Here is a 21,796-nt window from a genome sequence, read left to right as displayed (position 1 = left end):
TTCGTTTTTACGCTGCAGATTTTAGCCCGGTTTCTGGCTTGTCTGGATTCAACATTACTACATCTACCCGCTGCCACTGACGGCATGAGGCTGACCACCGTTCCGGTCGGGCTTTTTTAGCCATGTCATACAAGGCTTTTCGTTTTGCCAGCAGGCTTATATCTTCTCCCTGATGCCGTTGTTCTGGTGTGACATAACTGATCGCGCCATGCCGATGCTCCTTGTTATACCACCGGCTAAAGCCCTCCACCCAACGCCGGGCTTCAGCCAGATCCAGGAAGCCTGATGACGGCCACGACGGAGCATATTTTAGCGTTCTGAACAGCGACTCCACATACGGATTATCGTTGCTGACTCGTGGTCGGCTGTGCGAACCCGTGATGTTCAGTTCTTCCAGTTTCGCTTTCAGCGTCTGGGATTTCATCGGCGCACCATTGTCGGCATGTAACACTAACGGATGGCGGTAACACCGTTCACGTAACACGGTGCGGTGCAGCAGCGCGGCCGCTCGCTCGCCGCTTTCCTCTTCGTGAACCTCGTAACCGACGATTTTACGGCTAAAAATATCTTCTATCAGATACAGATAAAAATAGCGGCCGCGAACCCTGGAGGCCAGCCAGGTGACGTCCCACGTCCACACTTGGCATGGCCCAACAGCCTGATAGCGGGTCGGTTTATTCACCTTCAGCGGTGCGCGGCTACGGCCACGGTGATGTACTTGACCCTGCCGCCGCAGTACCCGGTAAAACGTCGATTCACTGGCCAGATAGAGGCCCTTGTCCGCCAGCCGTGGCACGATCTGCGCCGGCGGCAGGCTGGCATATTCCGGCTCATTACATACCGTGACTATCTGATGCTCTTCTTCGGCGGTCAGTTTATTGGCTGGTACCGGACGCTCTGCCGTGGGACGACGGTCTTCAGCCTGGTGATTCCAGCGCCGCCAGGTGCTCAGGCTTAACCCTGCTTCCCGACAAGCGGGGATCAGACGTGCACCGGCGCTCATGGCTTCACGTATCCATCGGATCAGTCGCACGCATTCGTGAGCGGGGGTCAGTCGTCCTCGTCCGCCTCGCCGTAATACTGATTCAGCTTTTTTCTCAGGACCAGCAGGGCTGCCGCCTCCGCCAGGGCCTTTTCTTTGCGCGCCAATTCACGCTCCAGCCCTTTGATTTTCTTTTGGGCCTGTTTTTGCGACTGCCGGGTATCGACTTGTGGCGTCTGGAGAAAATCCTGTTTCCACTGCGCTATTTGTTCAGGATAAAGCCCTTTGCGACGGCAGTATTCGCTCAGTTCGGCTTCACTGAGTGTGGCGGTTTCAACGATGACGGCAAAACGGGCTTCTGTCGACCAAAGGTCTGTGGTTTTGTTGGCACCGGGCACTGGTTTTCCCTCCAGTTTGGCTTGGACCCGCCAATTATAAAGGGTAGCTTCCGATATCCCTTCCTGTTGTGCAAGTGCGGTGACGGTCATGTTGTAAGGAGGAAGTAATTTAGCTAATACAGCGGCCTTACGCTCTGGTGAATAACGTTTCATAACAGGCTCCGTTGCCCCATAGAGATTTTCAGTTTGGGGTGTCAACTATCCTGCCAGAGGGGGAGAGCACGACACTCAAGACTCAGATCGGCAAACATCTGTTTGAGACGACGATTTTCGTCCTCCAGATCTTTCATCTTTTTGATATCCGAAGCTTCCATACCGCCAAACTTCGCTTTCCAGTTAATGGGATGGACTACCTCCCCCCTCTGCGGTTAACTGTACGAAATATGCTCAGCAGGAGAGTCACCATGAATATCGTATTTCTGGGTATTGATCTGGCTAAAAATGTTTTCCAGCTTTGTGGATTAAACCAGGCTGGCAAACCGGTTTATACAAAACGTACCGGTCGAAAAGAATTACTCCAGACGGTGGCAAATATTCCTGCCTGTCTGATTGGTGTCGAAGCATCCACAGGCGCATTTTACTGGCAGCGTGAGTTTGAGAAATTGGGTCATAACGTAAAAGTCATCAGCCCACAGCATGTAAAACCTTTTGTCCGTGGGCAAAAAAATGACGGTAACGATGCGCAGGCGATAGCTGTGGCTCTGATGCAACCTACGATGCAGTTTGTTCCACCGAAAAGCTCTGAACAGCAGGATATTCAGGCTCTACACCGTGCAAGACAGCGTATTGTCAATCATCGTACTGCTACAGTCTGTCAAATCCGAGGGCTACTGCTTGATCGGGGAATAACAATCGGTGCGGCAGTCTCAAGAGTTCGTCGTGCCGTTCCGCTTATCCTTGAAGATGCAGAAAATGGTCTCAGTACCCGAATGCGCAGAACGATTGCAGAGCTCTATGATCTTTTTAACGATCTCGGACGGCGTATTAGCTTTTTTGATAAAGAAATAGACGTAGTATTCAGGCCATCCGAAGCTTGTCAGCGAATTGCCAAAGTTAAGGGCATAGGGCCAAAAACTGCCACTGCTGTAGTTGCTGCGATAGGTAAAGGAACAGAATTTAAGAATGGCCGTCATTTTGCTGCATGGCTTGGTTTAGTCCCTCGACAGCACTCAAGCGGCGACAGACAGGTACTGATGAATATGACAAAAAAAGGCGACAAGCATCTGCGGACCCTGTTTATTCATGGTGCCCGCGCTGTCGTCAGAGTTGCCACGAATAACAATGATGGTAGCCTGCATCAGTGGGTTAACCAGTTAAAGGAACGGCGCGGGTTTAATAAAACGACCGTGGCGGTCGCTAACAAGAACGCGAGAATAATCTGGTCGATGCTGAGAAACGATACCGAGTATCAGGCAGTTGGAAGTTAGTACCCAGCCAGACGAGTTGCAGTGTACTGAAAAATGGTGACAGGTTGCACCTGCACAATCGGAACCTGACTATTATATTGGCCTCAGAGGCCGTCCAGTTGTTGAGGCGATTGTGTGCGGATTACCCATTTGGGCACAGGTTAGTTTTCCTGATGCCGGATAGATGTAAGCAACAACCCAAAACCAGATTCTGTACTTGCAAAACGGAGGTAGTCCATAGATGTAGTACGAGGCCTCGGATATCCCCGCTTCGCGACAGACATCTTTGACGGTACGTCCAGCTTCGACGGACTTCAGCACGGCGATAATCTGGTGTTCGGTGAATCGGGCTTTGCGCATGGCGATCTCTTTAAAGGACATAAACAGTATGCCGGAAGATCTCTAAAAATGAATGGGCCGTTTTGCAGGGATACTCACATAGACACCTAATGCCAGAACCTTTTGTTTGCCATCAAAACGGTATTGCAATCGCCAATACTTAGCGCCGTTTGGATTGATTAGCAGGTGCATACCCTGCCCATCCGTGAGTTTGAAGGGTTTATCTGAGGGTTTGGTTGTTCGAACTTTGATATCAGTGAGCGCCATCAGTTGATACCTCCATTGTTGGTATCAAAATCAATCGAACCGAAGATACCACCAGTTATACCATCATTTGTTGGTATATGTGGATAGATGTGAGTGGACGTCAAGAGACATAGAACAGAGGGGAAACAGCGTAACTGCTGGATTTTAGAGACAAAAAAAGACGTCAATAGACGTCGATTTTGTACTATTTGGTGCCGAAGGCCGGACTCGAACCGGCACACCTTGCGGCGGTTGATTTTGAATCAACTGCGTCTACCGATTTCGCCACTTCGGCACTGAAGTAGTATGCGGAAAACGTCGTGGATTATACCGTGGCATTACGCTTGCGCAACCCTAATCCATAAATATCTGACTTGAATGCTGAAAAAATCGTCTCTTTGTACATTATCTCGCAATTATGATGTGTCGCATCAGGTGGTTGCTGATGCATCAGCGGCTTTATCGACGCTTGAGCAATAACAAAATGCTGATAACCAGGAATAGCATACTTGGCAGTAATGCCCCCAGGATCGGCGGAATGTGATACACCAGACTCAACGGTCCGAAGATCTGATCCAGCACATAAAACAGGAAACCGAAGCTAATACCAATCACTATCCTCATACCTGCCGATACACTGCGCAGTGGGCCGAAAATAAAGGATAGTGCCATTAGCATCATCACCGCTACAGAAAAGGGTGAAAACAGCTTGCTCCACATGTTGAGCTGATAGCGATTAGATTCCTGCCCGCTCTGTTTAAGATATTTAATATAATTGTACAAACCATGAATAGAGAGCGCACTGGGGTCAAGGGCTACCGCACTCAATTTGTCTGGTGTCAGATTGGTTTTCCACACGCCACTGAGCATTTGGCTACCACCAATCTGTTTGCTGTTTTGGAGATCAGACTCTTCAACCTGAGACAGCTTCCAGACACCATCATCGAAATTGGCGGAAGCGGCATAACGGACAAAAAGCAATTTATCATTTTTGTCGAAATGGTAAATGTTCACTCCGGCAAGCTCAGTGTCACTCACGACCCGCTGAATATACACAAAATCGGTGCCATCTTTGGCCCACAATCCATTCTGGGAGGAAAGCATGGAACCACCGTACATCATCTGGGAACGATAATCACGCGCCAACTGCTCGCCTTGTGGCGCGCCCCACTCACCGATCATCATCGTCAGCAGTACCAGCGGAATGGCGGTTTTCATTACCGAACCAGCAATTTGTAGACGGGTAAAACCAGAGGCCTGCATCACCACTAATTCACTACGGGTAGCCAGTGTTCCCAGCCCTAACAACGCCCCCAGTAAAGCCGCCATCGGGAAAAATATTTCAATGTCTTTCGGCACACTGAGCAGTGTGTATATACCAGCACCCATCACCGAATAACTGCCCTGCCCTACCTTACGTAACTGATCAACAAACTTGATGATGCCAGACAACGAAACCAACATGAACAAAGTCATCATGATGGTATTAAAAATGGTTTTACCGATATAACGATCTAATACACCAAACATCAGGCCGCCCCTCTCAGATTCAGACGGGCCCGTATTTTACGCGCAGGAACGCTATCCCACAGGTTGAGTCCCACTCCAATAGCGAAATAGACCAGGTTGGTAAACCACATCCATATCATCGGGTCGAGCTTACCTTTGCCAGCATTGGAACGTAACGAGCTCTGTAACAAAAAGAAAATCAGGTAGAGCAACATTGCCGGGAGCATACTCAACACACGCCCCTGACGCGGGTTAACCACACTGAGTGGCACCACCATTATGGCCATCACCAAAACAGAAACGATCAACGTCAAACGCCAATGAAACTCAGCTCTGGCATTAATATCTTTGGAGTGCCACAGCGTTTTCATGCTCATCTGTTCTACATTACTGGGATCAACGGTCACTGCCTGATGACCCACGATAGCCTTATAGTCTTTAAAATCCGTGATGCGAAAATCGCGCAGCATAGCCGTACCTTCATAGCGGGTACCCTTATTCAGCGTGACAATCTGGGAACCATCACTGTTCTGTGAAACATGACCACGGTCTGCCACCACCACAGATGGACGGCTATTATCGCGGGGGCGCAACTGTGCCAAAAATACATGTTCGAACTCCTGGCCGTTGACATTGCTGACAAACAGCACAGAGTTACCATCCTGAGTCGATTGAAACTGCCCTTCCGCCAACGTTGCCATTCCGGGGTTGGCTTTCGCCTCCGCCAACACTTCATCCTGATGACGCGAGGACCAGGGGCTCAGCCATAAGACATTCACCGTCGCCAGTACAACAGTGAATATAGACAACAATAACGCCGCCTTCAGCAGGACATTCTTCCCCATCCCGCAGGCATGCATGACTGTGATTTCACTTTCAGAGTATAAACGGCCATAGGCCATCAATAATCCGAGGAACAGGCTCAACGGCAGAATAAGTTGCGCCATCTCCGGGATACCCAGCCCCAGCAAGGATAAAACCAAATTTGTCGGAATATCGCCATCAACCGCAGCGCCTAATATTCGTACTAATTTTTGACAGAAAAAAATCAGCAGCAGAATAAAAAGAATGGCTACTTGGCTCTTGAAAGTTTCCCGTACCAGATATCGAATGATGATCACGTTCAATTACGCCTGTGAAAACTTGTCTTTTTGCAGGAAAGTCGATAGTTTTTTCGCTAACTCGCCATTTATACTCATTTGTGGCAACCTTCATAGCTACAATAGTATTACGACATCCTGCATTCGGGGTGTTCTATCAGAACCTGCTCATAATCGCCAAAACAGATTCGCTATGTCGTTTAGATTAACACAGGTTATGTTAACGCAACGACGGGAAGTATTACGGAGTATCACATTCTAGCCGTAGTTCCCGTTTTTGTCTTTAAGATTCAGGAGAGTACATGGAGTTCAGCGTAAAAAGCGGTAGCCCGGAAAAACAACGCAGTGCTTGCATTGTCGTCGGCGTGTTTGAACCGCGTCGTCTGTCCCCTATCGCTGAACAACTCGATAAAATCAGTGACGGCTACATCAGCGCGTTACTTCGCCGCGGCGAGCTTGAGGGCAAGGTAGGACAATCATTGCTCCTGCACCATGTACCGAATATTCTTTCCGAACGCATCTTGCTGATCGGTTGCGGAAAAGAACGCGAGCTTGACGAACGCCAATACAAACAGGTAATTCAGAAAACCATCAATGCACTCAACGATACCGGCTCAATGGAAGCCGTATGTTTTCTGACCGAGTTACATGTAAAAAGCCGCAACACTTACTGGAAAGTACGTCAGGCCATCGAAACCGCCAAAGAAACGCTTTATACCTTCGATCAGTTAAAAACCAACAAAGTCGAACCTCGCCGCCCACTGCGTAAAATGGTGTTTAACGTTCCCACTCGCCGTGAACTGACTTCCGGCGAACGCGCCATTCAGCACGGTTTGGCAATTGCTGCTGGTATCAAAGCCGCAAAAGATCTAGGCAACATGCCGCCTAATATCTGTAATGCCGCTTATCTGGCGTCTCAGGCACGTCAGTTGGCTGATACCTACGACCATATCACCACCCGCGTGATTGGCGAACAGCAGATGAAAGAACTGGGAATGAACGCCTATCTGGCTGTTGGCCAGGGCTCACAGCACGAATCACTGATGTCCGTCATCGAATATAAGGGCGATCCGTCAGTTGATACTAAGCCTATCGTGCTAGTGGGCAAAGGATTGACATTCGACTCCGGTGGCATTTCCATCAAACCCGCCGATAGCATGGACGAAATGAAATACGATATGTGCGGCGCTGCTGCGGTCTATGGCGTAATGCGCATGGCCGCTGAACTGTCTTTGCCACTGAATATCATTGGCGTGCTGGCCGGCTGTGAAAACATGGTGGACGGTCGTGCTTACCGTCCTGGCGACGTACTAACCACGATGTCTGGGCAAACGGTGGAAGTGCTCAACACCGACGCCGAAGGCCGTTTGGTATTATGTGATGCTCTTACCTATGTAGAGCGCTTCGATCCTGACGTCGTCATTGATGTCGCCACGCTGACCGGCGCGTGCGTGATAGCACTTGGCCACCATATCACCGGACTGATGTCGAACCACAATCCGCTGGCACATGAATTGCTGGGTGCATCGGAACAGGCAGGCGATCGCGCCTGGCGGTTACCATTAGCAGATGAGTATCAGGAACAACTGGAATCCAACTTTGCCGATATGGCCAATATCGGTGGACGTCCAGGCGGTGCTATTACCGCAGGCTGCTTTCTGTCGCGCTTTACCCGCAAATACAGCTGGGCGCATCTGGATGTTGCCGGGACAGCCTGGCGCTCCGGCAAAGCCAAAGGAGCGACTGGTCGGCCGGTGGCGCTATTGTCGCAGTTTCTGCTTAGTCGCGCAGGTTTCAACGACGCAGAATAAACTGACGGGCGGTATCAGCTAAGGCAGTACGTTACAATGGTTATGTGTCCCTATGAATGTCTGCCCATTTACGGCAATCCCCGCGCAAGCGGGGATTCATCATTACTATTAATGTATTTATTTTAAATGGATTGATTCCTGCGTAAGACATCGTCACCGCCCGGAGAAAATAGAAGCGCGCGACAGTCTTCGATGGAAACACACAGGAAACTATGAAAAACACAACGTTCTATCTTCTTGAACACGACAGTAAAAGCGGCGAACTGAGCGCCTGCGAGGCACTGGCTTGTGAACTGGCAGCGGAACGTTGGCGTGCGGGAAAGCGCATACTGATTGCCTGTGAAGATGAACAGCAGGCCATACGACTGGACGAAGCATTGTGGCAACGAGATCCTCACGCCTTTGTACCGCATAACCTGGCGGGAGAAGGCCCACGACAAGGCGCACCAGTAGAACTTTCCTGGCCTCAGCGCCGTGGTAATGCACCACGTGATCTGCTGATTAATTTGCAAGGGCAATTCGCAGATTTTGCCACCGCTTTCCATGAAGTGATAGACTTCGTCCCTTATGAAGAATCTCTGAAACAGTTGGCGCGCGATCGCTACAAAGCCTATCGCAGCGTCGGCTTCCAATTGACCACGGCAACACCGCCAACCCACTGAATTTTGAGCATAATGGAAACGAAATACAACCCGCAAGATATCGAGCAGCCACTCTACGAACACTGGGAAAAACAAGGGTACTTCAAGCCTAACGGCGATACCGGCACAGAAAGCTTCAGCATTATGATTCCGCCGCCCAATGTCACCGGCAGCCTGCATATGGGTCATGCTTTCCAGCAAACCATCATGGACACCATGATCCGCTATCAGCGGATGCAAGGTAAAAACACCTTGTGGCAGGCAGGAACAGATCATGCTGGTATCGCAACTCAGATGGTGGTCGAGCGTAAAATCGCCGCAGAAGAGGGCAAAACCCGTCATGATTATGGTCGTGAAGCTTTTATCGACAAAATCTGGCAGTGGAAATCCGAATCCGGCGGTACCATCACTCGCCAGATGCGTCGTCTGGGTAACTCTGTGGATTGGGAGCGTGAACGTTTCACAATGGATGACGGCCTTTCCAATGCGGTGAAAGAGGTGTTCGTCCGTTTATATAAAGAAGACCTGATTTACCGGGGCAAACGCCTGGTGAACTGGGACCCGAAACTGCGTACCGCCATTTCTGATCTGGAAGTGGAAAACCGCGATGTGAAAGGTTCCATGTGGCATTTGCGCTATCCGCTGGCCGACGGTGTGAAAACCGCTGATGGCAAAGATTACCTGGTCGTAGCCACAACCCGACCGGAAACCGTGCTCGGCGATACCGGCGTGGCGGTTAATCCAGAGGATCCTCGCTATAACGATCTGATTGGCAAAGAAGTAATCTTACCGCTGATTGGCCGCCGTATTCCAATTCTTGGCGATGAACACGCCGACATGGAAAAAGGAACCGGCTGTGTGAAAATCACCCCGGCGCATGATTTCAACGACTATGAAGTCGGCAAACGTCATGCACTGCCAATGATCAACGTCCTGACATTTGATGGCGATATCCGTCAGGAAGCTGAAATTTTTGATACCAACGGTGAAAGCAGCACGGTTTACAGTGATGAAATTCCGGCGCAGTTGCGAGGGTTAGAGCGTTTTGCCGCCCGCAAAGCCGTCGTTGCGGCCTTTGATGAACTCGGATTGTTGGAAGAGATCAAAATACACGACTACACCGTTCCTTATGGCGATCGCGGTGGTGTGGTGATTGAACCCATGCTGACTGACCAATGGTACGTGCGCACAGCACCACTGGCAAAAGTCGCCGTAGAAGCAGTTGAAGACGGCCAGATTCAGTTTGTACCGAAGCAATACGAAAATATGTACTTCGGTTGGATGCGCGATATCCAGGACTGGTGTATTTCCCGCCAACTGTGGTGGGGTCACCGTATTCCCGCCTGGTACGATGCCGAAGGCAAAATTTATGTAGGCCGTGATGAAGCGGAAGTGCGCCGTGAAAACCACATCACCGATGACACGGTACTGAGGCAGGATGAAGACGTACTGGACACCTGGTTCTCCTCCGGATTGTGGACATTCTCCACCCTCGGTTGGCCGGAACAGACGCCAGAACTGAAAGCCTTCCACCCCAGCAGTGTGATGGTGAGCGGCTTTGATATTATTTTCTTCTGGATTGCCCGCATGATCATGCTGACCATGCACTTCATCAAAGATGAGAATGGCAAACCACAGGTTCCGTTCCATACTGTTTATATGACCGGTCTGATTCGTGATGAAGAAGGCCAGAAAATGTCCAAATCCAAAGGTAACGTCATTGACCCGTTGGATATGGTGGACGGTATTTCACTGGCAGCATTGCTGGAAAAACGTACCGGTAACATGATGCAGCCACAGTTGGCAGAGAAAATCCGGAAACGTACCGAGAAACAGTTCCCGAATGGTATTGAACCCCACGGTACTGATGCCTTGCGGTTCACGCTGGCGGCGTTGGCGTCCACCGGCCGCGATATCAACTGGGACATGAAGCGTCTGGAAGGATATCGAAACTTCTGTAACAAACTGTGGAACGCCAGCCGTTTTGTACTGATGAACACAGAAGGTCAGGATTGTGGTGCGCAGGGCGGCGATAAAGTGTTGTCGCTGGCAGATCGCTGGATTCTGGCGGAATTCAACCGCACGGTGAAAGCCTACCGTGAAGCACTGGATAGCTATCGCTTTGATCTGGCTGCCAATGTGTTGTACGAATTTACCTGGAACCAGTTCTGTGACTGGTATCTGGAACTGACCAAACCGGTGATGAATGGTGGCAGTGATGCTGAACTGCGCGGCACCCGTCATACATTGGTACAGGTACTGGAAGCATTGTTGCGTCTGGCGCATCCGATTATTCCGTTCATCACAGAAACCATCTGGCAGAGAGTGAAAGTGTTGAAGGGAATTACGGCCGACACAATTATGCTACAGCCGTTCCCGACATTTGATGCCGCACAGGAAGATACTCAGGCACTGAACGATCTGGAATGGATCAAGCAGGCCATCATCGCGATACGTAACATTCGCGCTGAAATGAACATCGCACCCGGCAAGCCATTGGATGTGCTATTGCGTGATACCAGTGCTGAAGCCCGGCGTCGTGTGGAACAGAACCGTAGCTTCCTGCAAACGCTGGCTCGTCTGGAGAGCATCACTATTCTGCCAGCCGGAGATAAAGGTCCGGTGTCTGTCACCAAACTGGTGGACGGTACGGAACTGCTGATACCAATGGCGGGTTTGATCGATAAAGCCGCAGAACTGGATCGTCTGGTGAAAGAAGTTGCCAGAATCGACGCTGAAATCGGCCGTATCGAAAGCAAGCTGTCCAATGAAGGCTTTGTGGCTCGTGCGCCGGCGGCTGTCGTCGCTAAAGAACGTGAAAAACTGGATAGTTATGCCGCAGACAAGGCTAAACTACAGGAACAACAGGCGATCATTGCTGCGCTGTAAATGCTATAAGCCCCGCGATGCGGGGCTTATTACGCCGGCCGGATAAGTACCTCTTCCATCATCGCCTCTGATACTCGATTTTCTTGACTGAACGGCATAACACCATAATGACGGACATTTTGCCGGTTCAGTATCAATAACGTCGTTTAAGCGCAGATGACTGCGATTAAACCATCGGAAAAGGAGAGTGACATGACGATGCACCCGATGATCAAGCTGGCCGACGGAAACCTTATGCCGCAATTGGGGCTAGGTGTCTGGCGGGCCAGTAATGAAGAGGCCATCACTGCGGTTACTGAAGCCCTGAAAACCGGTTATCGGGCGATTGATACCGCCGCCATCTACAAGAATGAAGAGGGTGTCGGTCAGGCCTTAAAGGCGGCAAATCTCCCCCGGGAACAGGTGTTTATTACCACCAAACTGTGGAATGCTGATCAGAAACATACACAGAAAGCGTTGGAAGAGAGTCTGCGCAAACTACAGCTGGATTACGTCGATCTTTATCTGATTCACTGGCCGTTACCTCAGCAGGATAGCTACGCTGACGCCTGGCGAGGGCTCATCAAACTACAAGAACAGGGACTGACCAAAAGCATTGGCGTCAGTAACTTCCATCCCCACCACTTGCAACGACTGAAAGATGAAACAGGCATTTTTCCGGTTATCAACCAGATAGAATTGCACCCGCTGATGCAACAACGCCCCCTCAATACCTGGAATGCCACTCATCATATCCAGACCGAATCCTGGAGTCCGCTGGCTCAGGGTGGTGAAGGGGTTTTTGATCAGCCGATTATTCGTGCGCTGGCCATAAAATATGGCAAAACACCAGCGCAGATTGTCATCCGCTGGCACCTGGATAATGGCTTTGTCGTTATTCCAAAATCAGTCACACCTACCCGTATCCAGGAAAATTTCGATGTATTCGATTTCCGTCTGGATAAAGAGGAGCTGAGTGAAATTGCCAAGCTGGACTGCGGTAAACGATTAGGCCCTGATCCTGATGCACCACGTCAATAACATCTGCTATCAAAACCAGACATCCACCGGCCATGTCGCTGGTGGATGGAGTTTATTCTGACACCTGAAACTCGTAGATATCACTACGGCAATAAATTTCACAGTATTCCAACAGATCACCATGAGCGTTATAAGTATGCTGACGGCTTAACAGCAGTGGCGTGCCTGCCAAAACGCCCAGGTGTTCGGCAATCTCGGGCATGCAGCTCACTGCTCGCAGCCGATAGCGTTTGTTTTGTGGGAAAATATTGCGATCCGCCCAATATTGATACAGTGAAAGTTCCACTTCCTCGGGGTGCGGTAACCACTCTTGCGGGATCCATACCGTCTCTAACGATATGGGTTCGTCATTGAGCAGACGCACCCGGCGTAGCTTGGTTACCATCGCACCAGCCGACAGTTTCATTTCTGCTATCAACGCTGAAGGGATGGGCAATTGGGTACGCTCCAGCCAGATATTACCGGCGATACCACCGCGTTGCTGTATCTGCGCAGTAAATCCCACGTCCTCTTTATTCAGTGCATAATCTAATTGCTGAGTAATACGAGTGCCCACTCCCTGCTGCCGCACAATCAGCCCTTTTTCTTCCAGTAGTGCCAGCGAACGGGAAACCGTTACACGTGAAAGCCCCAGTGACTGGACAATCTGTCGCTCCGGCGGCAAAAACTGCCCGGAAAGATTATTGTATTGGCCAATGCATAGCTCCAGAGCAGCAGCCAACTGCATATAACGGGGAGCCGACGATGGCTGCTCCAATATTCCCCGTACTTTGGTCAAAAGCGCTTGCATAGTTGCCTTATAGTTATCGTAGTAAATCCGACATCATTATTTATTGTGAATCACAACCCATCGAATGTGCCAGTAGACAATAACAAAGCCCTTAGGCTTTATATTGGCATTATAAAGGCATTAAATTGGACTTGCTATTGTCGAGTGCTTTTTGTACATTTAAAAATAGGAATCAGGTATCAGAGCCAACACCAGGTGTCATTTCATGACCGCAAAGAGAAATCCTCACGACGCCATCCTCGGCTGCTTGTATGGGCAAGCTGTGGGTGACGCGATGGGGATGCCATCAGAACTATGGCCGCAGGAAAAGGTCCGCCACTATTTTGGCTGGATTAGCGATTTCTTGCCCGGTCCTGATGAAAACATCGCCGCGAAGGGATTTATTGCCGGCGAATATACAGACGATACACAGCAAGCCATTGCGTTATTAAATGCTGTTATTGAAGCCAATGGTGAAGTTGAGCCCGAGCGTATTGCCAAACATATTTTGTCTTGGGCCGACCACATCAATGCGTTTGAAAAAAATGTGCTGGGTCCCAGCTCCAAGGCCGCATTAAACGCTATCCGAACGGGTATTTCCGTTCATGACATCGTTGCCAATGGTGTAACCAATGGTGCGGCCATGCGTATCGCGCCAGTAGGCTGCCTGATGGCAACCACCGATAAAATGGCATTTATTGACGCGGTACGGCAGGCATCCAGCCCTACCCATAAATCAGATATCGCTGTTGCAGGTGCTTTTGCCATTGCCTGGGCAATCAGCCGCGCTATTGAAGGTGCCAGTTGGGAAGAGATAAAGGCTGAATTACCTGTACTCACGGAAGAAGTTCAGCAGCAACATATCACCACTTTTTGCCCGCAATTGGGCCGCCGAATTATGCAGGCACTCACGTTTGTAGAGAACCTTCGAGACTTACCCGATCCCCTGGCACTATCAGAGCTTTATGATACGCTGGGTGCAGGTATGGATACTCTGGAATCAGTGCCAATGGCACTGGCCATTGTCGAACTCGCCGCAACCATCCCCCAGCGCTGTGCCATATTAGCCGCCAATCTTGGTGGTGATACGGATACGATAGGTGCCATGGCAACCGCTATTTGTGGCGCGTTGCACGGTATCAGTGCTTTTCCTGCGGCATGGATCTCTACAATCAATCAGGCCAACTCGGTTGATTTCATCCCCCTTGCCGCTATTCTCTCTGAGCTCAGGCTGAAAAGGAGTACGCCGACATGGGTGAAATCCAGCAACAAGATACATACCAGCAAAACAAAACATGGAAAGTAGAAAATACCGGTATTGACCTGGTGCCGGAAGCAGAACGCACCGGCAACCCAATGCAACTTTTCTGGATCTGGTGCGCGGCTAACATCGGCATCCTCGGTATTGTTTATGGTGCTATTATCGTCTCGTTTGGCTTGTCCTTTATTCAATCAGTACTGGCGGCAGTGGTCGGCGTTGCCAGTTTTTCCCTGGTGGGTTACACCTCTTTTGCCGGCCAAACCGGTCGTACTTCTACCCTGACGCTCTCACGAACCATTTTTGGTCTGCAAGGCAACATCGCTCCCACCGCCTTTAGCTGGTTTAACCTTATCGGTTGGGAAGCGGTGAATGTCATTACCGGTACCATGACACTGGCGGCACTCTTTGAAGCGTTAGGATTTAGCGCCAGTACGACGCTGACTGCCGTATGCCTGCTGCTGTTTGCCGGTCTGACGATTATCGTCAGCCTGCTAGGCCAGAATACGCTGTTCATGATGCAAAGCTGGTTCAGCAAGATCTTTGGCACCATGACCTTGATTGTGGCGGTTTATATTTTATTCGATACCCCCTGGGCTCAGGTGTTGAGTATGCCTTCCGGCAATTGGCTGACCGGTTTTTTACCAGCAGTTTCGGTGATTGCCGCTGGCACAGGTATAGGTTGGACCATCGCTGGTGCCGACTACAGCCGCTATCAAAGTCCCACTACCTCACGCAATCACCTCTTTTATGCCGTGGTAGGTGGGGCCTGTCTGCCACTGGTAGTTCTGATGCTGGCCGGTATCCTGTTGTCCTCACAGTTGCCGGATCTGGCCAGTTCTGCGAATCCCATCGCGTTGATTGGTACCGTGCTGCCACCCTGGATGTCCGTTCCCTATCTGCTGGCTGCCACAGCCGGGATTGTGACCATTGCGGTACTGAGCCTTTACTCCGCCAGTCTCAACCTGCTGACGATTGGTATCAAAGTACCTCAGTCCATCGCCGTAGCAATAGACGCCATCCTGATGTTGGGTGTGTCTATTTACGTCCTGTTTGTTTCCGGCGACTTTCTGACACCATTCATCTCGTTTCTGATTTTTTGCGGCGTCTTTCTGGCAGCCTGGGCGGCGATGTTCATTCTGGATTACCTCTGGTTGCGTCAGCACCACGGCTATAACACTGCGGCACTGTTCGGTTTGGACGGTAAAAATCAGGGCGTCCGCTGGGTACCGCTGTTCTGCTGGGCGTTAGGCGCCCTGAGCGGATTAATGGTCACCAAAACCGGATTCATTGATGGCCCACTGGCAAAAGGCATTTTTGCCAGCTCCAGTCTCGGCATTTTTATCTCTTTTGGTATCAGCCTGGTGACTTACGCGTTATTTCTGATGATTAAGCCACAGGAAAAACAGCTATGAGTATTTTTCATGCCAAAGTGCCCGTGGTGGCTATCGGTGGTGCCGTATGCGACATGGTGTTATCGGTGGAACGTCTGCCGTTCAGTGGCGAGGATATTGAAGCCGAAGATGGTGGACGACAAGTCGGTGGCTGTGCGTTTAACGTTGCCAGAGCTCTCTGTCAGTTACAGGTTCCCGTGATTAACGGTATGCCTGTCGGCAACGGCCACTGGGGACAGATGGTCGAGCAGGCCATGACTAAACTCGGCCTTCCCGTTTTATTACGCAATCAGGAAAGAGACAACGGCTGGTGCCTGGCACTGGCGGAGCGGGATGGTAATGACCGCACGTTTGTGTCCATTACCGGTTGCGAGTCCATCTGGACACCAGAATTATTGCAACGGCTCTCACCGCCAGAAAATGCGCTGATCTATGCCAGCGGCTATGAACTTGCCGGAGAAACTGGTGCTGCCCTGCGTGAATGGCTGTTGAACCAACCGCAACGCAAACTGCTCGATCCTGGCCCACGGATTGCGGATATTCCGGCCACATTCTTTCAGGCATTACCCGGCACAAATACGATGTTGACGTTAAACCGGGATGAAACTCGCTACCTGTGTGGCGGGGGTGATACTGTCGCACAGGCATCCCATTATGCGAAACAAAACGGACTATGGCTGATTTGCCGGTTGGATAAGGCCGGAGCCTGGATTTGTCCTCCCGACGCTGCCGCGCAGGAAGTGCCAGCCTATAAAGTTGATGTAGTCGATACCATTGGTGCAGGCGATGCCCACTGTGGTGGCTTGCTCGCTGGCCTGGCAGCCGACTGGTCATTACATGATGCGGTTGATTTGGCAAATCGTGTCGCGGCCTGTGTGGTTGCCAGCCAGGGGGCCGCAGGAGCGCCAGATTGGAAAGAATTACAGCAGCGTTTCCCTGACGTTCACACTAACCCTGGCAGATAACAACGGATCGCGATGACTCTCCCCGCGAAAACGAGGAGAGTCATCCCCCACTTATGCAGGGATGACGTCAGCCTGCCTCTCGGGTACAGCGGCAATAAACGCCGGTAGCACGGTGCAGTGCTGATAAATCCGCTGGCAGTACGAATAAGCAGACAGGTCGCATCCCATGCGTTTGGCATTGGCCCACTGTGGAATCAGGCAACAGTCAGCCAGTGTAACGCGCCCACCAACGCAGTAGTCGCCAGCATCTCCCCGCTCCAGTAAGCGTTCCACCGCTCCGAGCCCTTGTTTGACCCAGTGGGCATACCAACGTTTTTTCTCCGTTTCAGACACATCCAGCTCGTCGCCCAGGTAGTGCAGGATGCGCATGTTGTTGACCGGATGGATATCGCAAGCAATGGCGAAGGCAATCTCCAACACCTGCGCCCGTTGCTGTTCATCATCCGGTATCAAACGCGGCTCCGGATAACGGCGATCGAGGTAGTCAATGATAGCCAGTGACTGGCCTATCTGCTGCCCGCTATCGGTAATCAAGACTGGCACAACGCCCATTGGATTTAGCGCCAGATAATCATCATGATACTGTTCGCCATTACGGATGTTAACACCCACAGCATCGTAGCGAATGCCTTTTAACGCCAGCGCAATGCGGACGCGGTAAGATGCCGAGCTGTTGAAAAAGGTGAATAACTTCATGATTTCATCCTTTTATGTGCCTTTAGCGAATAGCCACAGTCAGTTCGGTCAACCCTTCAACGCCACAAGTGATTGTGTCGCCTTTGACCACCGGCCCTACACCTTCCGGCGTGCCGGTGTAAATCAAGTCACCTGGTTGCAGTTCAAAAAAAGCAGACAGATAGCTGATGGTTTCCGCTACCGACCAGATCAGGAAGTTCACACCGCTGCGTTGCCGATCTTCGCCATTGACTTGCAACCAGATCGCCGCCTGCTCGATGTTTGGGCAACCCGCCACCGGATGCACCGGCCCGATGGGAGCGGAACGGTCAAATGCTTTGCCAATTTCCCAAGGGCGGCCCATCTTGCGCATATCCATCTGACGATCGCGACGGGTCATGTCCAGCCCAGTGGCGTAGCCGTAAACATGGCTCAGCGCTTCTGTTATCGGGATGTCTTTTCCACCTTTACCAATGGCTACCACCAGCTCGATTTCGTAGTGGTAATTGTCGGTCTGCGCCGGGTAATCCAGCATCAGCGTTTCGCCCTCCAAGACCGGGACGACCGCATCGGACGGTTTGCAGAAAAAGAATGGCGGTTCACGATCAGGATCGAACCCCATCTCCCGGGCATGTGCGGCGTAGTTACGCCCGACGCAGTAGACCCTGTGCACTGGAAACAGGGTATTGCTGCCGACAACGGGGATAGCAACCTGTGGAGCAGGCGGAAAAACATACTGACTCATAACGAACTCCTTAAAAAAATATCAATTATTCAAATAAATGCACGTAAATAGCGCATCAGCCACGTTTTTCACGAAATAGCCCCAGGGCTTCCTGTACCGGGCGATCGGAAAAACTGAACAGCACGGTATCCGCCAGACTTTCAATACTGAGGGGTATCCAGGAAGGCACCACGAAGATATCTTTCGGCGCGAAAATGAATTGCTCCTGGCCGATGGTGACCCGGCCTTCCCCCTCCACCACGTGATAAATGGTGCTATCGGTGGCGCGGATAGGCTGTGTCGTCAGCCCGTGCGGCAACAGTTGCATAAAGGTCGCCATAGTCGGCATCGGATGGCCGCCGTTGGCGGGGTTGATATAACGTAGCTTAAAACCTTCGCATTCGTCCGGGTCTCCATTGCGGCTGAGTTGCTCCAGCACATCGCGGCTGCGGTCATAGCGATAGTTGAAAATGGGTGATGAATTTCCTGACTGATAGCGTACCGGCAACATGTTGGCGGCATAGCGCGGTAGGTAGTCCCCCATCGGGCGGATTACCGGCTGCTGGTCTTCTGGATAATTTTCGGCGAAACCGCAACCCAGGAAATTGACCAGCGGCAAATCGAGACCATCGAGCCACACCACCGGTTCGTTGCCGGGATTACCATGGTCGTGCCAACACCACTGCGGGGTCAGGATAAAATCACCTGGATGCATCATGGTGCGCTCACCGTCCACGGCGGTAAAAGCCCCTTGGCCTTCCACGATAAAACGCAGTGCAGACTGGGTATGGCGGTGACTCGGCGCGACTTCGCCCGGCATAATCAACTGCAACCCGGCGTACAAGGATGAGGTGATCGATGACTTGCCTCGCAGCGCCGGGTTTTCCAGAACCAGCACTCGGCGAACCGCTTCTTTCGCGCCAATGAGCTCGCCGCTTTTCATCAGGAAAGGACGTACCTGCTGATAGTTCCACAAAGCAGGCACCGAGGATGTATGTGGCGTTTGCGGTACCAGTCGATGCAGCGATTCCCAGAGCGGTGACAGGTTCAGCCCGGAGATTCCCTGATAAAAATGTTCCCGACGATCAGTGGCTGTAGTATTAATTTCGTACATGTCAGACTCCTTATGATTTACTGAGCGCGGAGACTTGCGCGGTGTTAACAGCGAACGCTGTGCGTCGTCCGTACATCCACAACATGATCAGGGCGATAGCGGCCGTTAGGGCTGGTAGGGCCATCACCAAGAGCATCACGTGGAAAGAAATCTGCCAGGCCAGCAACATTCCACCGCTGAGCGATCCAATGATGGCACCACAACGTCCCATAGCGTTCGACCAACTCACACCAGTAGCGCGGCAGTGAGTGGGGTACAGCGACGCGGATAACGCGTTCAGCCCAACCTGCGATCCACTGATGCCGATACCGGTGCCCAGTACCGCCAGAGACATTGCCCACAGCGATCCTTCACTGGTGCTGATCAGGACAATGAATCCCGCTCCCAGGGCGTAACTGATCGCCAGTGTCCAGTAAGGATTGAAGCGATCCATTAGCTGGCCGATCAACAAAGCGCCTGCGGTGCCGCCAATCTGAAATGCAGTGGTCACCCAGGCTGCATGCTGGAGATCAATACCGCCGCTATTCAGCATGGTCGGTAGCCAGCTCGACAGGGAGTAAATGATCAGCATGCTCATAAAAAACACACACCACAGCAAGAGCGTGACTGGGAGAATGCCCAGCGCGAACAGCGCGGTGACGGCGTTTTTTCCGCTGTGTGTTACGGCCTTGTTTTCGTCCAGCCGAAATGTCACGTCGTGGTAGTCTTTTCCCGTGATGTTATGTAGCACCTCAGCCACTTTCTCCGGCTGTTTGCCGCGTAACACGCGATAACGCGGCGACTCCGGAAGGAGCCACAGCAACACCAGGCTCAGCGCCAGCGGTAAGGCGCCGCCGAGAATCAAAATACCCTGCCAGCCAAGCACCGGGATCCACTGGGCGCTAACCACGCCGCCGAGTGCCGAACCAAGCGTAAAACCGCAGAACATGAGCGTAACCAACCCGGCACGACGGCGGGCAGGCACAAATTCCGAGGTCAACGTAATGGCGTTGGGCATGGCGCCCCCCAGTCCAAGCCCGGTGAGAAAGCGCAGCAACGTTAGTGTGGTCATGTCTGGCGCAAAGGCGGAAAGCACACCCATCAGGCCAAAAAACGCCACACTCAGCCACATGACGTTCTTGCGGCCAAAGCGGTCCGCCAATGGCCCGAACAGTAGTGCGCCCAACATCAGGCCGAATAGCCCTGCACCGAAGAGTGGCGCCAGGCGCGCCGCATCAAGCTGCCATTCCTGCCGAATGGCTGGTGCGATAAAACCGATGGCTGCGGTGTCGAATCCGTCCAGAGTGACAACCAGAAAGCAACAGACCAGTACCCGCCACTGAAAGGCGGACACAGGTGCCGCATCAATGACTTCCTGAATTGTCATGCTACGCGGTTTATTCATCTTTTAGCCTCGCGATTGTAGGGTTGAGGATGTGTTTATTGTTGTTTTTGTGAGTTATGTTGCGAAATTGTGAATAGTATGCTGCGTGGTGATGTGAAAAGATAATGGTATTTCAGCCCGACCTATAACCTGGAGGTTATATCTGTGAGTGACTGGACCCAAAAGTTGAAAGTGCACCATCTGCGGCTGCTGGTGTGCATCGGCGATCAAGGCAACCTCTCGCAGGTCGCCACGATGATGAATATCACTCAGCCGGCCTTATCAAAATGGCTCAGCGCATTAGAGGAGGAGATCGGCCTGACATTGTTCGAACGCCACAGTAAAGGGCTGCGCCCCTCCTCAGGCGGGCGGCTGATGCTGGAACACGCGCGGCGTATCCTCAATGATCTGGAACGCTCTCGTGTCGATATTGAGCAGTTTAAACAGGGGTCGCAGGGCAGCCTGATCGTCGGTTGCTCCCCAGTGGCGACAGATTGCGTCGCCATGGCGCTTTTGCCACTAACGGCTGACTACCCGACGTTACGGCTACATGTAGTGGAGAACGTGATGACACCGCTGCTGCAAAGTCTGCTTTCCGGCAAGATCGATGTTGCAGTGGGACGTGTTGGCGGCCGGGCACTGGAGTTGCCGCTGAATTATCGGGTGCTGTATACCGAACCCATCTGCTTCGTCAGTGGGCGGAATCATCCGTTGGTGCAGCGAAGCAGCATCAGTTGGCACGAATTACTTAACTATCGATGGATTGTCTGGCCGACGGGTACGCCTATCCGGGTGAGTATCGACAATGCGTTGGTGGAGCATGGCGCCATGTTGCCGGATGATTACCTGGAGTGTTCATCCATGAGCGTCACCCTCAACATGGTACAGGCCAGTGAAATGGTATCGATCCTCTCCTGGCGGCTGGCACGACGTTACGAGGCACAAGGGCAACTGGCGATTTTACCTCTGCCACGCATTGAGCAGAAAGGCAGCGTCGGAGTGTTCTGGCGCAAACGCGAAACGCCTTCCGGCGTGCTGCAACGATTTCTGACACACCTGCTCGCCACCGCTGGTGATGACCGTAATTAAGACAGTTAACTTCAGCCTAATGTCCCCGGTGCTCATGACGATACGATGAGGAAACCATGTTGGAGCCAGAACCACCATATCCACGAACAGACCGGAATCCTGGC

Annotated in this window: 17 protein-coding genes, 1 tRNA gene and 3 pseudogenes; 9 read left to right on the top strand and 12 right to left on the bottom strand. The window is 51.7% G+C overall.

What is annotated here, in order from left to right; translation table 11 throughout:
* Positions 1-7: 7 nt before the first annotated feature.
* Both PCO85_02310 and PCO85_02305 read right to left on the bottom strand, forming a co-directional pair.
* Positions 8-1,533 (bottom strand): IS3 family transposase gene (locus tag PCO85_02310; protein WJV54332.1). Its coding sequence is split into 2 segments (ribosomal slippage): positions 8-1,089 and positions 1,089-1,533, totalling 1,527 coding nucleotides; the frame shifts between segments, so codons are not numbered across the junction.
* 62 nt (positions 1,534-1,595) lie between these two features.
* A pseudogene (locus PCO85_02305) lies at positions 1,596-1,718 on the bottom strand (transposase).
* Between the two features lie 66 nt (positions 1,719-1,784).
* Here PCO85_02305 and PCO85_02300 point away from each other — a divergent pair.
* Entirely contained in the window at positions 1,785-2,807 is a 1,023-nt protein-coding gene (locus PCO85_02300; GenBank protein ID WJV54331.1) for an IS110 family transposase, read from the top strand.
* 222 nt (positions 2,808-3,029) lie between these two features.
* On the opposite strand, the pseudogene PCO85_02295 reads toward PCO85_02300, so the two are convergent.
* The 5 genes and pseudogenes from PCO85_02295 to lptF all read right to left on the bottom strand — a co-directional run bounded on the left by PCO85_02295 (position 3,030) and on the right by lptF (position 6,001).
* Positions 3,030-3,146 (bottom strand): annotated as a pseudogene (locus PCO85_02295) (transposase).
* 78 nt (positions 3,147-3,224) lie between these two features.
* Positions 3,225-3,392 (bottom strand): annotated as a pseudogene (locus PCO85_02290) (Arm DNA-binding domain-containing protein).
* Between the two features lie 189 nt (positions 3,393-3,581).
* Positions 3,582-3,666 (bottom strand) — tRNA-Leu (locus PCO85_02285).
* Positions 3,667-3,830: 164 nt separating this feature from the next.
* Entirely contained in the window at positions 3,831-4,901 is a 1,071-nt protein-coding gene (lptG, locus tag PCO85_02280; protein WJV54330.1) for an LPS export ABC transporter permease LptG, read from the bottom strand.
* Positions 4,901-6,001 carry an LPS export ABC transporter permease LptF gene (gene lptF / locus PCO85_02275; protein WJV54329.1) on the bottom strand — a complete coding sequence of 367 codons (1,101 nt, stop codon included), beginning with the start codon at positions 5,999-6,001 and terminating at the stop codon, positions 4,901-4,903. The genes lptG and lptF overlap by 1 nt, the downstream gene beginning before the upstream one ends.
* Before the next feature lie 281 nt (positions 6,002-6,282).
* Between lptF and pepA the strand changes: the two genes are divergently transcribed.
* The 4 genes from pepA (at position 6,283) to dkgA (ending at position 12,341) form a co-directional block, all read left to right on the top strand.
* The gene (gene pepA, locus PCO85_02270; GenBank protein WJV54328.1) at positions 6,283-7,791 is read left to right on the top strand and encodes a leucyl aminopeptidase; all 1,509 of its coding nucleotides are present in this window, start codon (positions 6,283-6,285) and stop codon (positions 7,789-7,791) included.
* A 212-nt stretch (positions 7,792-8,003) separates the two neighbouring features.
* Positions 8,004-8,453: a DNA polymerase III subunit chi gene (locus PCO85_02265; GenBank protein ID WJV54327.1), complete on the top strand. Its 450-nt coding sequence runs from the start codon at positions 8,004-8,006 to the stop codon at positions 8,451-8,453.
* Between the two features lie 12 nt (positions 8,454-8,465).
* Positions 8,466-11,321 carry a valine--tRNA ligase gene (locus PCO85_02260; protein WJV54326.1) on the top strand — a complete coding sequence of 952 codons (2,856 nt, stop codon included), beginning with the start codon at positions 8,466-8,468 and terminating at the stop codon, positions 11,319-11,321.
* A 192-nt stretch (positions 11,322-11,513) separates the two neighbouring features.
* Entirely contained in the window at positions 11,514-12,341 is an 828-nt protein-coding gene (gene dkgA, locus PCO85_02255; GenBank protein ID WJV54325.1) for a 2,5-didehydrogluconate reductase DkgA, read from the top strand.
* A gap of 52 nt (positions 12,342-12,393) precedes the next feature.
* On the opposite strand, the gene PCO85_02250 is transcribed toward dkgA, so the two are convergent.
* The gene (locus tag PCO85_02250) at positions 12,394-13,131 is read right to left on the bottom strand and encodes a GntR family transcriptional regulator (protein ID WJV54324.1); all 738 of its coding nucleotides are present in this window, start codon (positions 13,129-13,131) and stop codon (positions 12,394-12,396) included.
* 205 nt (positions 13,132-13,336) lie between these two features.
* Here PCO85_02250 and PCO85_02245 point away from each other — a divergent pair, with 205 nt between their 5' ends.
* From PCO85_02245 to PCO85_02235, 3 genes are read left to right on the top strand one after another with little or no spacing between them, the layout of a single operon-like run.
* Positions 13,337-14,416: an ADP-ribosylglycohydrolase family protein gene (locus PCO85_02245; GenBank protein ID WJV54323.1), complete on the top strand. Its 1,080-nt coding sequence runs from the start codon at positions 13,337-13,339 to the stop codon at positions 14,414-14,416.
* On the top strand, positions 14,362-15,783 hold the full coding sequence (locus tag PCO85_02240; protein ID WJV54322.1) for a cytosine permease: 1,422 nt from the start codon (positions 14,362-14,364) through the stop codon (positions 15,781-15,783). The genes PCO85_02245 and PCO85_02240 overlap by 55 nt, the downstream gene beginning before the upstream one ends.
* Positions 15,780-16,727, top strand: coding sequence for a PfkB family carbohydrate kinase (locus tag PCO85_02235; protein WJV54321.1), 948 nt, complete (start codon positions 15,780-15,782; stop codon positions 16,725-16,727). The genes PCO85_02240 and PCO85_02235 overlap by 4 nt, the downstream gene beginning before the upstream one ends.
* Before the next feature lie 51 nt (positions 16,728-16,778).
* Here the strand turns inward: PCO85_02235 and maiA are convergent, their stop codons facing one another.
* Genes maiA through PCO85_02215 form a run of 4 tightly spaced genes read right to left on the bottom strand, consistent with a single transcriptional unit; the run spans position 16,779 to position 20,624 of the window.
* A complete protein-coding gene (gene maiA / locus PCO85_02230) occupies positions 16,779-17,423 on the bottom strand; it encodes a maleylacetoacetate isomerase (GenBank protein ID WJV54320.1) in 645 nt (214 codons plus the stop codon).
* Positions 17,424-17,445: 22 nt separating this feature from the next.
* Positions 17,446-18,147, bottom strand: a complete 702-nt coding sequence (locus PCO85_02225) for a fumarylacetoacetate hydrolase family protein (GenBank protein WJV54319.1) — start codon at positions 18,145-18,147, stop codon at positions 17,446-17,448.
* A 55-nt stretch (positions 18,148-18,202) separates the two neighbouring features.
* Positions 18,203-19,240 carry a gentisate 1,2-dioxygenase gene (gene gtdA, locus PCO85_02220; GenBank protein WJV54318.1) on the bottom strand — a complete coding sequence of 346 codons (1,038 nt, stop codon included), beginning with the start codon at positions 19,238-19,240 and terminating at the stop codon, positions 18,203-18,205.
* Between the two features lie 10 nt (positions 19,241-19,250).
* A complete protein-coding gene (locus tag PCO85_02215; GenBank protein WJV54317.1) occupies positions 19,251-20,624 on the bottom strand; it encodes an aromatic acid/H+ symport family MFS transporter in 1,374 nt (457 codons plus the stop codon).
* 144 nt (positions 20,625-20,768) lie between these two features.
* Here PCO85_02215 and PCO85_02210 point away from each other — a divergent pair, with 144 nt between their 5' ends.
* A complete protein-coding gene (locus tag PCO85_02210) occupies positions 20,769-21,692 on the top strand; it encodes a LysR family transcriptional regulator (GenBank protein WJV54316.1) in 924 nt (307 codons plus the stop codon).
* The last annotated feature ends 104 nt before the right edge of the window (positions 21,693-21,796 follow it).

This window comes from Prodigiosinella aquatilis (genome assembly GCA_030388725.1).
GTDB classification, from domain to species: domain Bacteria; phylum Pseudomonadota; class Gammaproteobacteria; order Enterobacterales; family Enterobacteriaceae; genus Prodigiosinella; species Prodigiosinella aquatilis.
This window is presented reverse-complemented; position numbering and strand designations above follow the sequence as displayed.

Bases quoted from the DNA above. Each gene is read 5' to 3' on its own strand.
- dkgA (WJV54325.1), top strand. From the start codon at position 11,514: ATGACGATGCACCCGATGATCAAGCTGGCCGACGGAAACCTTATGCCG.
- PCO85_02250 (WJV54324.1), bottom strand. From the start codon at position 13,131: ATGCAAGCGCTTTTGACCAAAGTACGGGGAATATTGGAGCAGCCATCG.
- PCO85_02215 (WJV54317.1), bottom strand. From the start codon at position 20,624: ATGAATAAACCGCGTAGCATGACAATTCAGGAAGTCATTGATGCGGCA.
- gtdA (WJV54318.1), bottom strand. From the start codon at position 19,240: ATGTACGAAATTAATACTACAGCCACTGATCGTCGGGAACATTTTTAT.
- PCO85_02225 (WJV54319.1), bottom strand. From the start codon at position 18,147: ATGAGTCAGTATGTTTTTCCGCCTGCTCCACAGGTTGCTATCCCCGTT.
- PCO85_02265 (WJV54327.1), top strand. From the start codon at position 8,004: ATGAAAAACACAACGTTCTATCTTCTTGAACACGACAGTAAAAGCGGC.
- pepA (WJV54328.1), top strand. From the start codon at position 6,283: ATGGAGTTCAGCGTAAAAAGCGGTAGCCCGGAAAAACAACGCAGTGCT.
- PCO85_02235 (WJV54321.1), top strand. From the start codon at position 15,780: ATGAGTATTTTTCATGCCAAAGTGCCCGTGGTGGCTATCGGTGGTGCC.
- PCO85_02300 (WJV54331.1), top strand. From the start codon at position 1,785: ATGAATATCGTATTTCTGGGTATTGATCTGGCTAAAAATGTTTTCCAG.
- PCO85_02240 (WJV54322.1), top strand. From the start codon at position 14,362: ATGGGTGAAATCCAGCAACAAGATACATACCAGCAAAACAAAACATGG.
- PCO85_02245 (WJV54323.1), top strand. From the start codon at position 13,337: ATGACCGCAAAGAGAAATCCTCACGACGCCATCCTCGGCTGCTTGTAT.
- maiA (WJV54320.1), bottom strand. From the start codon at position 17,423: ATGAAGTTATTCACCTTTTTCAACAGCTCGGCATCTTACCGCGTCCGC.
- lptG (WJV54330.1), bottom strand. From the start codon at position 4,901: ATGTTTGGTGTATTAGATCGTTATATCGGTAAAACCATTTTTAATACC.
- PCO85_02260 (WJV54326.1), top strand. From the start codon at position 8,466: ATGGAAACGAAATACAACCCGCAAGATATCGAGCAGCCACTCTACGAA.